This window comes from Streptomyces montanisoli (genome assembly GCF_017813245.1).
Classification (GTDB): Bacteria; Actinomycetota; Actinomycetes; order Streptomycetales; family Streptomycetaceae; genus Streptomyces; species Streptomyces montanisoli.
Genome location: NZ_JAGIQL010000066.1, coordinates 1 through 14426 on the forward strand (window position 1 = coordinate 1; position 14426 = coordinate 14426).

Genomic DNA, 14426 nt, shown 5'->3' on the forward strand with positions numbered 1-14426 from the left:
TTCGAGATGAGGACTCCCACCCACTTGATGGGGTAAGGCTCCCAGTAGACGACTGGGTTGATAGGCCGGAGATGGAAGCCAGGTGACTGGTGGAGTTGACCGGTACTAATAGGCCGAGGGCTTGTCCATAGAGGCTCGCGTCCACTGTGTTGGTTCTGAAACCACGAACAGCCGTGAAGAGATACCGGTGTTCGATAGTTTCATAGTGTTTCGGTGGTTTTAGCGTAGGGGAAACGCCCGGTTACATTCCGAACCCGGAAGCTAAGCTCTACTGCGCCGATGGTACTGCAGGGGGGACCCTGTGGGAGAGTAGGACGCCGCCGAACAATACGTTCGCAGGACCGGGAAGGCCCGCACCACAGGTGCGGGCCTTTTCGCGTTTCCCGGGCTATTTCTTCTCCGCCCGCGTGAGCGCCTCCGCGATCGAGTCCGCGATCGGGGTCGTCGGACGCCCGAGAATGCGGGACAGATCGCCGGGAGTGCCCGCCAGCGACCCACGGCTGATCGCGGCGTCCACGTCCACCAGCACCTCCGCGAAGCCCTCGGGCAGGCCCGCGCCGACGAGAGTGGCCTTGTGCTCCGCCGGCGTCACCGCGCGGTGAACGATCCGCCGGCCGGACTGCCGTGACACCTCGTCGGCGAACTCGTCGAACGACCAGGCGGCGTCGCCGCTCAACTCGTACGCCTTGCCCAGATGGCCGTCCTCGCGCAGCACACGCGCCGCGGCCTCCGCGTAGTCCGTACGCGGCGCCGTCGCGATGCGCGCGCCGGCCGTCGTGCTGGTGATGATCGCGCCGCGCTCCAGAATGCCCGGCAGGTCCGCGGTGAAGGACGGTGCGTCCGAGTACCAGCCGTTGCGCAGGAACGTGTACGGCAGCCCCGAGTCGAGTATCAGCTGCTCCGTCGCGCGGTGGTCGGCTGCCAGCAGGAAGTCCGCGGTCGGACCGCCGAAGACGCCCGTGTACGCGAGCTGCGCGGCCCCGGCGGCCTTCGCCGCGTCGATCACGGCCGCATGCTGTTCGGCGCGCCTGCCGATGTCCGTACCGGAGATCAGCAGCACACGGTCGCCCTGGCCGATGACGGGCTTGAAGGAACCCGGCTCGTCGTAGTCCGCGACGCGCACCCGCACACCGGCCGCCGCCAGGTCCTCGGCCTTCGCCTCGCTGCGGGCCACCGCCGTGATGTCGCCGGAAGGCACACCCGCTGCCAGCAGGTCGGCCACGACAAGGCGGCCGAGCTGTCCGGTCGCGCCGGTGATCACGATGCTCATGGATTGGTTCTCTTTCCGTTCGGTACGTACTGCGACCAGGCCACCGTACGGGTGGTACAGGAAGATTCGTAAGTACCCACTTCGAAGTAAGGTACTGGCATGACTGTTGGTGCGAAGACCGAGGTCGCGCGCTTCCTCGCCGAAGGTGCGCGGCCGTCCGGGGACGAGCCGAACGTGAACCGGTTCGCCTGTCCCTCCAGGGGCGTGCTCGAGCACGTCACCAGCCGGTGGGGCGTGCTTGTGCTCGCCGTCCTGACGGAGGGCACGTTCCGCTTCAGCGAACTGCGGCGCGAGGTCGGCGGCGTGAGCGAGAAGATGCTGGCGCAGACGTTGCAGACGCTGGAGCGCGACGGCTTCGTCGACCGGGACGCCAAGCCGGTCATCCCGCCGCACGTGGACTACTCGCTGACGCCGCTCGGACGTCAGGCCGCGGATCAGGTGTGGGCGCTCGCGCGGTGGGCGGAGGCGAGCCTCGGGGACGTCTTCGACGCGCGCGCCGCGTACGACAGCGCCAAGGCGAAGCCGGCCTGAACCGCCGTCACGCCTGCGGTTCCGGGACGCGCAGCGCGAGGATGGCCATGTCGTCGGAGGCCGGCGCGGCGGCGAACCGTTCCACCGCGCGCAGGATGCGTGCGGCGACCGCGCCCGCCGTGAGGCCCGTACAGGTGGCGAGGACCTCGGCGAGGCCGTCGTCGCCGAGCATGCGCGTGCCCTCCCGCCGCTCGGTGACGCCGTCGGTGACGCAGAGCAGGACATCGCCGGGGTCGAGCGTGACGGTCTGCTCGTACAGGTCGAGGTCGTCCATCACGCCGAGCAGGGTCTGGGGCTCCGCGGCCGGGTCGACGGAGCCGTCCTGGCGCAGCCGCAGCGGCAGCGGGTGGCCGGCGCAGACGACGTTGAGCAGCGCGCTGCCGTCCTCCTGGGGACGCAACTCGCCGTAGAGCAGTGTGAGGAAGCGGCTGCGCGCGCCCTCGTCGAGGATGGCCGCGTTGAGCCGTTCGAGTACCGCCGGGCCGCCGAGGCCCTCCCGGGCGAGCAGGCGCAGCGCGTGGCGTGCCAGGCCGGTGACGGCGGCCGCCTCGGGGCCCGTGCCGCAGACGTCCCCGATGGCGAAGCCGTAGACGCCGTCCTTGATGGGGAACAGGTCGTAGAAGTCGCCGCCGACCTCGTTGCCCTCGCCCGCCGCGCGGTAGATGACCTCGACCTCGACGCCGGGGATCACGGGCAGCTCGGGCGGCAGCAGGCTGCGCTGGAGCGACTGGCTGATCGCGGTGCGCTCCGAGTACAGGCGCGCGTTGTCGAGGGCGAGTGCCGCCCTGCGTGACAGGTCCTCGGCCAGTTCCAGGATCTCCTGGCGGAAGTGGTCGTCCGACGGCTTGCCCAGCGTGAGCATGCCGATGACGCGGTTGCGTGCGACCAGCGGCAGGACGACCGTCTCCCCGCCGACGGCTGCGGCCGTCGCGAGGGAGGGGCCGACCCCGGAGCCCGCCGCCGACGAGCCGGTCGTGAGCTCCCGCATGGAACTGCGCAACGCCGACTGGTGCGCCGCGTCGGCGGGGGCGGTCCATAGCCTGGCGCCCGGGGTGGGGACCGGCTCGGGCGGGCTGATCCTGGAGAGCAGGGCCTTCAGGCCGTCGATGCGCTCCTCGTCCTCGTGCAGCACGAAGGACAGCTCGGGCTCGGACGAGGTGTCGGCGATGGTGTAGACGGCGCACCAGGTGGCGAGGGTGGGGACCGTCATCTGCGACATGAGCGCGAGGGTCTGGTTGTGGTCCAGCGTTCCCGCGAGCAGGTCGGACGCCTCCACGAGGAAGGACAGCGAGCCGCGGCGCAGCCGTTCGAGCTCCCCGAGGCGCGCCGATTCGACGGCGAGGGCGATCCGGTCGGCCGCGAACTGCAGTCGCAGCGCCTGTTCGTTGGAGTAGCGGCCCGGCGCCTCGGCGGCCACGCCGAGCGAGCCGGTGAGGCGGCCCTCGACCTTGAGGGGGACGGTCACGACGGAGCGCATGCCGGTGCCCGTGAGGAGGGGTACGGCGCCGGGCAGGGCCGCGAGGTCGTCGTGGACGGCGGGCAGGCGGGCCGAGCCGTACCGTCCCGCGCCGGCCTCGACGGGCACGCGAGCGAAGCGCTGGCGCGCGGACGGCAGTCCCGTGGTGGCGCGCACCTCGAGTTCCGTCTCGTCGTCGGTGGCGAGCAGGAGGAACGCCGCGTCGCCCTCGAGCATGTCGCGCGAGCGTTCCACGGTGCGCTGGAGGAGGCCGTCCAGGTCGTCGGGGGCGGGCGAGCCGATGAAGACCTCGAACGGGTCGGCGGTGCGGTTCTCGCCGTTCGCCTCCTTGGCCGCCTGGCGCGGTGGGGTCTGGATGACGGCGCGTTCGTAGTCGCGTACGAGCAGGCAGACCGTGGACGGCTCGCCCTGGGTGTCGCGCACGCGCAGGTGGGACGCGTAGACGGGGATGACTCTGCCGTCGGCGTTTCTGATGCCGTAGCTGCCCTCCCAGCGCGACAGCCGCAGGGCCTCGACGATGCCCATGCTCGTGCCGGGGGTGTGCGGCCAGGCGGCGAAGTCGGAGAGCGGCTTGCCGACGGTCTGCTCCGCCGTGTAGCCGAAGAGTGCCTGCGCGTCCTCGTTCCAGCCCTCGACGGTGGCCGACTCGTCGACCTGGACGACCGCGACGCGTACCCGGTCGTCGGCGGTGGGCAGCAGCGCCGTGGGCAGCAGGGGGCCGGCGGAGCGGGTGCCGACGGGCCGTTCCGGCATGTCGAGCTGGAACCAGACCTGCTTGTAGGACGGGGTGTACTCGACGCCCCAGCGGGAGGCGAGCGCGGCGCACAGCAGCAGCCCCCTGCCGTGCTCGCTGTCGAGGTTGCCGATCGAGTGGCCCGTGGCCTGCACGGGAACCTCGCGCTCGGGGTAGCGGTCCGCGACCTCGACCCGCACGCCCTGCTCCGTGCGCAGGCAGCGCACGTCGGCCGCCGTGCCCGCGTGGATGACGGCGTTGGTGACGAGTTCGCTGGTCAGGACGACCGCGTCGTCGACGACGTCGGAGCAGCCCCAGCCCTGCAGCGTGTCGCGCACGAAGGCCCGGGCGGCCGCGACGGACCGGCCCTCGGGGTCGAAGGTGGCAGCCGCCCGCGCGGTGATCACAGAACTCCTCGTACGCGTTGCAACGTCCGGCTCCGCCATGAAACGGCCCCGCCCCTCCCGCTGCCCGGTTGTAGTACTCGTCACACCGCCCCTTGCCGGGCGGACCGGGACGGGTGGACAGCCGCCGCCAAGGTTACTTACCTTCGCTGCCTTGGTGGATGCCGGTCGGCCCGGATTCCGTCCTTCGGGGACGCGGGGCGGGATGCGACGCTGGAGGAAGCTGCCGAACTGTTATCGCCGGGTTCGAGCATGGTGAAACACTGGGCAGGCTTCCGGTGAGAGACCGGGCAAGTAGAGACCGGACAAGTAATAACGGTCGACCCCTGTGGGAGGGACACGGTGGAGTCTGGCGTGGCGGCGCGCGAAGGACGAGCGCGTGCGAAAGGCGGACGGTCCCGGAGCGGCGGGACGACCGAGGTGGACTCGGCGGCCCTGAACAGACTGCTCACGGGTCTGATCGCGATGCGGGACGGCAATTTCCGCCGGCGCCTGACCGTGACCGGTGACGACACCATGGCGGAGATCGCCGCGGTGTTCAACGAGGTCGCCGACCGCCACCTGCACCTCACGGGCGAGATCGCCCGGGTACGCAGGGTGGTCGGGCGTGAGGGAAAGCTCACGGAGCGCCTGGAGACGGGCACCTGCGAGGGGTCCTGGGCGTCGGCGATCGACGCGGCCAACGCGCTCGTGGACGACCTCGCGCGGCCGGTGTCCGAGGTCGGCAGGGTGCTCTCCGCGGTCGCCGAGGGTGATCTCGCACAGCGGATGGAGCTGCGGTCGCTCGCCGAGGGCGGCCAGGGCACGGCGGCCGAGAGGCCCCTGCGCGGCGAGTTCCTGAAGGTGGCCCGCACGGTCAACAACCTCGTGGACCAGCTGTCCGCGTTCACCGACGAGGTGACGCGCGTCGCCCTCGAAGTGGGCACGGAGGGCAAGCTGGGCGGTCAGGCCAAGGTCAGGGGCATGGCCGGCTCCTGGAAGGACCTGACGGACTCCGTCAACACGATGGCGTACCGGCTGACGGCCCAGGTGCGCGACATCGCGCTCGTGACGACGGCCGTCGCGAAGGGCGACCTGTCGCGCAAGGTGACGGTCCATGTCGCCGGCGAGATGCTGCAGCTGAAGAACACCGTCAACACGATGGTCGACCAGCTGTCCTCGTTCTCCTCCGAGGTCACGCGCGTGGCCCGCGAGGTCGGTACGGAGGGCGAGCTCGGCGGGCAGGCCGAGGTCGCGGGTGTCGCGGGTGTCTGGAAGGACCTCACGGACTCCGTCAACACGATGGCGACCAACCTGACCAGCCAGGTCCGCGGCATCGCGTCCGTCACGACGGCCGTCGCCAACGGCGACCTGTCGCGGAAGGTGACGGTGACGGCACGCGGTGAGGTCGCGCAGCTCGCCGACACGATCAACCAGATGACGGAGACGCTGCGCACGTTCGCCGACGAGGTGACGCGCGTGGCGAGCGAGGTCGGCGCCGAGGGCCTGCTCGGCGGCCAGGCGCAGGTGCCGGGCGCGGCGGGCACGTGGAAGGACCTCACGGACTCCGTCAACACGGTCTTCAGGAACCTGACCACGCAGGTGCGCGACATCGCGCAGGTGACGACGGCGGTGGCCAGCGGCGACCTGTCGCAGAAGGTCGAGGTCGAGGTCGCCGGCGAGATGCTGGAGCTGAAGAACACCGTCAACACGATGGTGGACCAGCTCCAGTCGTTCGGCTCCGAGGTGACACGCGTCGCGCGCGAGGTCGGCGTCGAGGGGCGCCTCGGCGGCCAGGCGCACGTGCCGGGCGCCGCGGGCACGTGGAAGGACCTGACCGACTCCGTCAACAACGCGTTCCGCAACCTCACTGGCCAGGTGCGCGACATCGCGCAGGTGACGACGGCGGTGGCCAACGGCGACCTGTCGCAGAAGGTCCAGGTCGAGGTCGCCGGCGAGATGCTGGAGCTGAAGAACACCGTCAACACGATGGTGGCGCAGCTGTCCAGCTTCGCCGACCAGGTGACGCGGATGTCGCGGGACGTCGGTTCCGAGGGCCGCCTCGGCGGTCAGGCGCGCGTGCCGGGTGTTTCCGGCACGTGGAAGGAGCTGACGGACTCCGTCAACTTCATGGCGGGCAACCTGACGAACCAGGTGCGCCAGATCGCCCAGGTGACGACGGCCGTGGCGCGCGGTGACCTGTCCAAGAAGGTCGAGGTGGACGCCAAGGGCGAGATCCTCGAACTCAAGAACACGATCAACACGATGGTCGACCAGCTCTCCGCCTTCGCCGACCAGGTGACGCGCGTGGCGCGCGAGGTCGGCACGGACGGCAGGCTGGGCGGCCAGGCACAGGTGCCGGGCGTCGCGGGCGTCTGGCGCGACCTGACGGACTCCGTGAACGGCATGGCGGGCAATCTGACCGACCAGGTCCGCTCCATCGCCCAGGTCGCCACGGCCGTCGCGCGCGGCGACCTCTCGCAGAAGATCAGCGTGGACGCGAAGGGCGAGATCCTCGAGCTGAAGTCGACGCTGAACACGATGGTCGACCAGCTCTCCAGCTTCGCCGACGAGGTCACGCGTGTGGCCCGCGAGGTGGGCACGGAGGGCATGCTGGGCGGCCAGGCCGAGGTCAAGGGCGTCGCCGGCACGTGGAAGGACCTGACGCAGTCCGTCAACTTCATGGCGAACAACCTGACGTCGCAGGTCCGCAACATCGCCGAGGTCACCACCGCGGTCGCGATGGGCGACCTGTCGAAGAAGATCACGGTCGACGCGAAGGGCGAGATCCTCGACCTGGTCACCACCGTCAACACGATGGTCGACCAGCTGTCGAACTTCGCGGACGAGGTCACGCGCGTGGCCCGCGAGGTGGGCACGGAGGGCATCCTGGGCGGCCAGGCCAGGGTGCGGGGCGTCGTCGGCATCTGGAAGGACCTCAGCGACAATGTCAACACGATGGCCAACAACCTGACGAGCCAGGTGCGCAACATCTCGCGGGTCTCCTCGGCGGTCGCGCACGGCGACCTGACCAAGAAGGTGACGGTCGAGGCGCGCGGCGAGGTCGCCGAGCTCGCGGACACCGTCAACACGATGGTGACCACCCTGTCGTCGTTCGCCGACGAGGTCACCCGGGTCGCCCGGCAGGTGGGCACCGAGGGCGAGCTGGGCGGCCAGGCGCGCGTGCCCGGAGTGTCCGGCACGTGGAAGGACCTCACCGACTCGGTGAACCTGATGGCGTCGAACCTGACCGGCCAGGTGCGGCAGATCGCGACGGTCACCACGGCGATCGCGAAGGGCGACCTGACGCGGAAGATCGACATCGACGCGCGCGGCGAGATCCAGGAGCTCAAGAACACCGTCAACACGATGGTCGACCAGCTGTCCAACTTCGCGGACGAGGTCACGCGCGTGGCCCGCGAAGTGGGTACGGAGGGGATCCTGGGCGGCCAGGCGCGCGTGCGCGCCGCGGACGGCACGTGGCGCGACCTGACGGAGTCCGTCAACGAGATGGCCGGGAACCTCACCGGCCAGGTGCGGGCGATCTCCAACGTGGCGACGGCGGTGACCCGCGGCGACCTCGGCGTGAAGATCGACGTGGACGCGGCGGGCGAGATCAAGGACCTGCAGGACTACATCAACACGATGATCGCCAACCTGCGTGACACCACGATCGCCAACGAGGAGCAGGACTGGCTCAAGGGCAACCTGGCGCGCATCTCGGGCCTGATGCAGGGCCGGCGCGACCTGGACGACGTCGCCTCGCTGATCATGAGCGAGCTGACGCCCGTGGTGTCCGCGCAGCACGGCGCGTTCTTCCTCGCCATGCAGACGGGCACGGCGGCGGAGCTGGGCGCCGACACGGGCAGGGACGGCGGCTACGAGCTGTACCTGCGCGGGAGTTACGGCTACTCGGCGGGCTCGATGCCCACGTCGTTCCGGCCGGGCCAGGGGCTGATCGGCACGGCGGCCGAGGAGATGCGCACGATCCAGGTCAACGTGCCGCCCGGCTACCTGAAGATCTCCTCGGGCCTGGGGGAGGCGTCGCCCGCCCACGTGATCGTGCTGCCGGTGCTGTTCGACGGGAAGGTGCTCGGCGTGATCGAGCTGGCGTCGTTCCAGCCGTTCACGCAGATCCAGCGCGACTTCCTCAAGCAGATCGCGGAGATGATCGCGACCAGCGTCAACACCATCAGCGTCAACTCCAAGACGGGCGTGCTCCTCAAGCAGTCGCAGGAGCTGACCGAGCAGCTGCGGGAGCGGTCGGCCGAGCTGGAGAACCGGCAGAAGGCGCTGCAGGCGTCCAACGCCGAGCTGGAGGAGAAGGCCGAGCTGCTCGCCCGGCAGAACCGGGACATCGAGTTCAAGAACACCGAGATCGAGGACGCGCGGCAGGTGCTCGAGGAGCGCGCCGAGCAGCTCGCGGTCTCGATGCGCTACAAGTCGGAGTTCATGGCGAACATGTCGCACGAGCTGCGCACGCCGCTGAACTCGCTGCTGATCCTGGCGAAGCTCCTCGCGGACAACGCCGAGTCGAACCTGTCGCCCAAGCAGGTCGAGTTCGCGGAGACCATCCACGGGGCGGGCTCCGACCTGCTTCAGCTCATCAACGACATCCTCGACCTGTCGAAGGTCGAGGCGGGCAAGATGGACGTCAGCCCGACGCGGATCGCGCTGGTGCAGCTCGTCGACTACGTGGAGGCGACGTTCCGTCCGCTGACGGCGGAGAAGGGGCTCGACTTCTCGGTGCGGGTCTCCCCCGAGCTGCCCGCCACGCTGCACACCGACGAGCAGCGGCTGCTGCAGGTGCTGCGCAACCTCCTGTCGAACGCGGTGAAGTTCACCGACACGGGCGCCGTCGAGCTGGTGATCAGGCCCGCGGGCACGGACGTGCCGGTCGCGATCAGGGAGCAGCTGCTGGAAGCCGGTTCGCTGCGTGAGGCGGACGGCGACCTGATCGCCTTCTCCGTCACGGACACCGGCATCGGCATCGCCGCCAGCAAGATGCGCGTCATCTTCGAGGCGTTCAAGCAGGCCGACGGCACCACGAGCCGCAAGTACGGCGGCACGGGCCTCGGCCTGTCCATCAGCCGGGAGATCGCGCGCCTGCTCGGCGGCGAGATCCACGCGGCGAGCGAGCCGGGCCGCGGCTCCACGTTCACCCTCTACCTGCCGCTGCACCCGAGCGAGCTGCCCCCTCAGGGCTACCCGCAGGTGTCCCGCACGGACCGGGACGCCCAGCAGGGCGCCGCGGCCGAGAGCGGCGGCCCGGCGGAGACGCCCGCGAGCGTCGAGGCGCGGACCCGGCCGCCCGAGCTGCCCTCGGGCGTCGCCGCACAGCCTCAGCCGCAGCAGGGCACCGCGGGGGCGGGGCAGGCGAGCCGCGCCCAGGCGAACGGCACACAGGCGAAGGGCGCCGGGGAGCCGCCGGAGCACGTGCCGGCGGTCGTACAGCCCGCCGAGCGGACACGGTCAGCGGAGGGCTCCGCCGGGCAGGCCGAGCAGGCCGCGGCCACCCCGCGGTCCACGGTGTCGTTCAACGCGGAGAAGGTGCTCATCGTCGACGACGACGTGCGCAACGTCTTCGCCCTCACCAGCGTCCTGGAGGCGCACGGCCTGTCCGTCCTGTACGCGGAGAACGGCCGGGAGGGCATCGAGGTGCTGGAGCAGCACGACGACGTCACCGTGGTGCTGATGGACATCATGATGCCGGAGATGGACGGCTACGAGACGACGACGGCGATCCGCAGGATGCCGCAGTTCGCGGGGCTGCCGATCATCGCGCTCACCGCGAAGGCGATGAAGGGCGACCGGGAGAAGGCCATCGAGTCGGGTGCGTCGGACTATGTGACCAAACCGGTCGACTCCGACCAGCTGCTGACGATGATGGCGGAGTACATGCGGGAGAGGTGAGCCGCGGCGCGGCCCTGGAGGCCCCCGCCGGGGGGCGCCCGGGGCCGTGGCGCGGGGGGTGTGGCACGGTGTGTGTGACAGAGGTGCCGGGAACGTTCCACGACCTCGCCGCGTTACACGTTAGTGCGCCGTGACATAGCGGTGACAGGGTGTGGCGATGGGCGGGGTGCGGCTACCATGACCGGCACAAGGACGGACGGCGCACGGGTGCCTTCCTCTGGTGGGGAGCGCGGTCTCGGACCGCGCGCCGGTGCCGGGGAGCGGCCGTCGCCGGGGCGAGGAGGAGGGCGGGTGGCCATGGTGCAGAAGGCCAAGATCCTCCTGGTCGATGACCGGCCGGAGAATCTGCTCGCGCTGGAGGCGATCCTCTCCGCGCTCGATCAGACACTGGTGCGGGCATCGTCAGGGGAGGAAGCACTCAAGGCGCTTCTGACGGATGATTTCGCGGTCATTCTGCTGGATGTCCAGATGCCGGGGATGGACGGGTTCGAGACGGCGGCGCACATCAAGCGCCGTGAGCGCACCCGCGACATCCCGATCATCTTCCTCACGGCCATCAACCACGGCCCCCACCACACGTTCCGCGGCTACGCGGCGGGCGCGGTCGACTACATCTCCAAGCCGTTCGACCCGTGGGTGCTGCGCGCGAAGGTGTCCGTCTTCGTCGAGCTGTACATGAAGAACTGCCAGCTCAAGGAGCAGGCCGAGCTGTTGCGGCTGCAACTTGCCGGTGTCGGCGAGGCGGCCAGGGAGCCCGCCGGGCTGCTCGCCGAACTGTCCGCGCGCCTCGCAGCGGTCGAGGAGCAGGCCGAGGCGCTGTCCAAACAGCTCGACGACGACGCGGCCGACGCGTCGGCGGTCGCCACCGCCGCGCACCTGGAGCGCAAACTCACCGCGCTGCGCCGCGCGCTGGACGCGCTCGGCCCCGGCAGCGACGGGTCGGCGCCCGTGTTCCCGCCACAGCCCTGACACCGCATCCCCGAACGCCGGCCTGACACCGCACGCTGAACGCCACCCTGACACCGTGTCCTTGACGCCGCCGCCGACGTCCAGGCGCGGCTGACGGCGCGTCAGCGTCGCCCATGCCGGCTTCGACACGAACGGGTGAAGCAGTGGCCACAGGTGTCCCCGGGGCTTCGTCCCGGTAACCTCACCACCATGGCCTCACGTACGTCCGGCAAGGGTTCTCAGGGAGCGGCGGGCACCGCGAAGCCGCGCGCCGCCCGGACGACCGGCGCGGCGAAGAAGGCCGCCGCCCCGCCCGCGAGGAAGGCCGCCCAGAAGGCGGCCCCCGCGAAGAAGACGGCAGCCAAGAAGGCCCCGGCCAAGAAGGCGCCCGCGAAGAAGGCCACGGCCAGACCGGCCCCGAGGCCCGCGCCGTCGCCCACCGGCGGGGTCTACCGCCTCGTGAAGGCCGTATGGCTGGGGGCCGCGCACGGCGTGGGCGGCGCGATGCGCGGCATAGGGCGCGGCGCCAAGGGCCTCGACCCCGCGCACCGCAAGGACGGCATCGGCCTGCTGCTGCTCGCGCTCGCGCTGATCGTCGCGGCCGGCACCTGGTCCGACCTCCAGGGCCCGGTGGGCGACCTCGTCACCATGCTCATCACCGGCGCGTTCGGCCGGCTCGACCTGCTCGTACCGATACTGCTCGGTGCGATCGCCGTACGGCTGATCCTCTATCCGCAGCGGCCCGAGGCCAACGGGCGCATCGTCATCGGCCTGTCCGCGCTGGTCCTCGGCGTGCTCGGGCTCGTGCACATCGCCTGCGGAGCGCCGGGCCGCGCCGCGGGCATGCAGGCCATGCGGGACGCGGGCGGGCTCATCGGGTGGGCCGTGTCCGAGCCGCTGATCTTCGCGATGGGTGCCGCGCTCGCCGTGCCCGTGCTCCTCCTGCTGACGGTCTTCGGCCTGCTCGTCGTCACGGCGACCCCGGTCAACGCCATCCCGCAACGGCTCCGGCTGCTCGGCATCCGGCTGCGCGTCATCGCCCCGACCGACGAGGAGGCCGCCGAACTCGCCGCGGAATACGCCGGGCATGACGGCGACGACGGTGCGGGCGCGCCCTACGACGAGCCGTGGCGTGACGCACCGTCGCCCGCCGCCCCGGGCAGGCGCGGAGGGACGTCACGGCGCGGCGGCGACGCCGTCTTCGACCACGACCGGGCCGAGGCCGACGCCCTCTCCAAGCGGAAGAAGCCGCGCAGGCCGTCCTCCGAGCCGCAGTTCGGACGGCACATGGACCCCGTCGACGTGGCGGCCGCCGCGGCGGCGGCCCTGGACGGCGCCGTGCTCAACGGCATGCCGCCCTCGCCGCTGGTCGCCGACCTCACGCAGGGCGTGACCGGGAACGTGCGCCGCCCCGAGGCGGAGGACGGCACGGACAGCCCGGACGGCACGGACGCCACGGGCTCCGCCGCCGAGCGCTCCCCCTCCGTGCCGACCGCCCGAGGCGCCGCCGCCAAGGCCGCCAAGGCCACCAAGTCCGTCAAGAACCCCGAGGCCCCCTCGGACGCCGGGGACGACGCGCCCGCGGGCGGCAAGACGGGTACAGGCGCCTTCGCCGACCTCACCAAGCCCGCGCCGGAACCCGCCGACGGGCTGCCGCCCCGCGCGGAGCAGCTCCAGCTCGCCGGCGACGTGACCTACTCGCTCCCGTCGATAGACCTGCTGGAGCGCGGCGGTCCCGGCAAGACGCGCACCGCGGCCAACGACGCCGTCGCCCAGTCGCTGACGACGGTCTTCACGGAGTTCAAGGTCGACGCGGCCGTGACCGGCTTCACCCGCGGCCCGACCGTCACACGCTACGAGGTCGAGCTCGGCAAGGCGGTGAAGGTCGAGCGCATCACCGCGCTCGCCAAGAACATCGCCTACGCGGTCGCCAGCCCCGACGTGCGGATCATCTCCCCGATCCCCGGCAAGTCCGCCGTCGGCATCGAGATCCCCAACACCGACCGGGAGATGGTCAACCTCGGCGACGTGCTCAGGCTGGCGGGCGACGACGACGCCGATCCGATGCTGGTGGCCTTCGGCAAGGACGTCGAGGGCGGCTACGTCATGCACAGCCTGGCGAAGATGCCCCACATGCTCGTCGCGGGCGCCACGGGATCCGGCAAGTCCTCCTGCATCAACTGCCTCATCACCTCCGTCATGATGCGTGCCACGCCCGAGGACGTGCGGCTCGTGCTGGTCGACCCCAAGCGCGTCGAGCTCACCGCCTACGAGGGCATCCCGCACCTGATCACCCCGATCATCACCAACCCGAAGCGGGCCGCCGAGGCCCTCCAGTGGGTGGTGCGCGAGATGGACCTGCGCTACGACGACCTCGCCGCGTTCGGCTTCCGCCACATCGACGACTTCAACCGGGCCGTGCGTGAGGGCAAGGTGAAGCTCCCCGAGGGCAGCGAGCGCGAGCTCCAGCCGTACCCCTACCTGCTGGTGATCGTGGACGAGCTCGCCGACCTGATGATGGTCGCGCCGCGCGACGTCGAGGACGCGATCGTCCGCATCACCCAGCTGGCGCGCGCGGCCGGTATCCACCTGGTGCTCGCCACCCAGCGGCCGTCCGTGGACGTCGTCACCGGCCTGATCAAGGCGAACGTCCCCTCAAGGCTCGCGTTCGCGACCTCCTCGCTCGCCGACAGCCGCGTCATCCTCGACCAGCCGGGCGCCGAGAAGCTCATCGGCAAGGGCGACGGGCTGTTCCTGCCCATGGGCGCGAACAAGCCCACGCGGCTCCAGGGCGCCTTCGTCACCGAGGAGGAGATCGGCGCCGTCGTCCAGCACTGCAAGGACCAGATGGCGCCCGTCTTCCGCGAGGACGTCGTCGTCGGCACGCAGAAGAAGAAGGAGATCGACGAGGACATCGGCGACGACCTCGACCTGCTGTGCCAGGCGGCCGAGCTGGTCGTCTCCACCCAGTTCGGCTCCACGTCGATGCTGCAGCGCAAACTGCGCGTCGGGTTCGCCAAGGCGGGCCGTCTCATGGACCTCATGGAGTCCCGCGACATCGTCGGGCCGAGCGAGGGATCCAAGGCACGTGACGTTCTTGTGAAGGCCGACGAGCTCGACGGTGTGCTGTCGGTCATCCGGGGGGAGTCTTCCTAGAGACAAGTGGCGGGG

At 70.8% G+C, this 14426-nt stretch carries 6 protein-coding genes and 2 rRNA genes; 6 read left to right on the forward strand and 2 right to left on the reverse strand.

Going from position 1 to position 14426, the window contains the following annotated elements; translation table 11 throughout:
* Together JFN87_RS17290 and rrf are read left to right on the forward strand one after the other, a co-directional pair.
* Positions 1-129, forward strand: a 23S ribosomal RNA gene (locus tag JFN87_RS17290); the annotation flags it as partial.
* An 80-nt stretch (positions 130-209) separates the two neighbouring features.
* Positions 210-326: ribosomal RNA gene (rrf, locus tag JFN87_RS17295) — 5S ribosomal RNA — on the forward strand.
* 62 nt (positions 327-388) lie between these two features.
* On the opposite strand, the gene JFN87_RS17300 is transcribed toward rrf, so the two are convergent.
* On the reverse strand, positions 389-1270 hold the full coding sequence (locus JFN87_RS17300) for an SDR family oxidoreductase (RefSeq protein WP_209340988.1): 882 nt from the start codon (positions 1268-1270) through the stop codon (positions 389-391).
* Between the two features lie 99 nt (positions 1271-1369).
* Here JFN87_RS17300 and JFN87_RS17305 point away from each other — a divergent pair, with 99 nt between their 5' ends.
* Positions 1370-1801, forward strand: a complete 432-nt coding sequence (locus JFN87_RS17305) for a winged helix-turn-helix transcriptional regulator (protein WP_209340989.1) — start codon at positions 1370-1372, stop codon at positions 1799-1801.
* Between the two features lie 7 nt (positions 1802-1808).
* Here the strand turns inward: JFN87_RS17305 and JFN87_RS17310 are convergent, their stop codons facing one another.
* Positions 1809-4457: a SpoIIE family protein phosphatase gene (locus JFN87_RS17310; protein WP_209340990.1), complete on the reverse strand. Its 2649-nt coding sequence runs from the start codon at positions 4455-4457 to the stop codon at positions 1809-1811.
* A 300-nt stretch (positions 4458-4757) separates the two neighbouring features.
* Between JFN87_RS17310 and JFN87_RS17315 the strand changes: the two genes are divergently transcribed.
* The 3 genes from JFN87_RS17315 to JFN87_RS17325 all read left to right on the forward strand — a co-directional run bounded on the left by JFN87_RS17315 (position 4758) and on the right by JFN87_RS17325 (position 14411).
* Positions 4758-10307: a HAMP domain-containing protein gene (locus JFN87_RS17315; protein ID WP_209340991.1), complete on the forward strand. Its 5550-nt coding sequence runs from the start codon at positions 4758-4760 to the stop codon at positions 10305-10307.
* Between the two features lie 297 nt (positions 10308-10604).
* A complete protein-coding gene (locus tag JFN87_RS17320) occupies positions 10605-11276 on the forward strand; it encodes a response regulator (RefSeq protein ID WP_209340992.1) in 672 nt (223 codons plus the stop codon).
* Positions 11277-11465: 189 nt separating this feature from the next.
* Complete coding sequence (locus tag JFN87_RS17325; protein WP_209340993.1) at positions 11466-14411, forward strand: DNA translocase FtsK; 2946 nt, start codon at positions 11466-11468, stop codon at positions 14409-14411.
* Positions 14412-14426: the final 15 nt, after the last annotated feature.

Excerpts from the sequence above, each read along its gene's own strand:
- JFN87_RS17300 (WP_209340988.1), bottom strand. The coding sequence starts at position 1,270 with ATGAGCATCGTGATCACCGGCGCGACCGGACAGCTCGGCCGCCTTGTC.
- JFN87_RS17325 (WP_209340993.1), top strand. The coding sequence starts at position 11,466 with ATGGCCTCACGTACGTCCGGCAAGGGTTCTCAGGGAGCGGCGGGCACC.
- JFN87_RS17305 (WP_209340989.1), top strand. The coding sequence starts at position 1,370 with ATGACTGTTGGTGCGAAGACCGAGGTCGCGCGCTTCCTCGCCGAAGGT.
- JFN87_RS17310 (WP_209340990.1), bottom strand. The coding sequence starts at position 4,457 with ATGGCGGAGCCGGACGTTGCAACGCGTACGAGGAGTTCTGTGATCACC.
- JFN87_RS17320 (WP_209340992.1), top strand. The coding sequence starts at position 10,605 with ATGGTGCAGAAGGCCAAGATCCTCCTGGTCGATGACCGGCCGGAGAAT.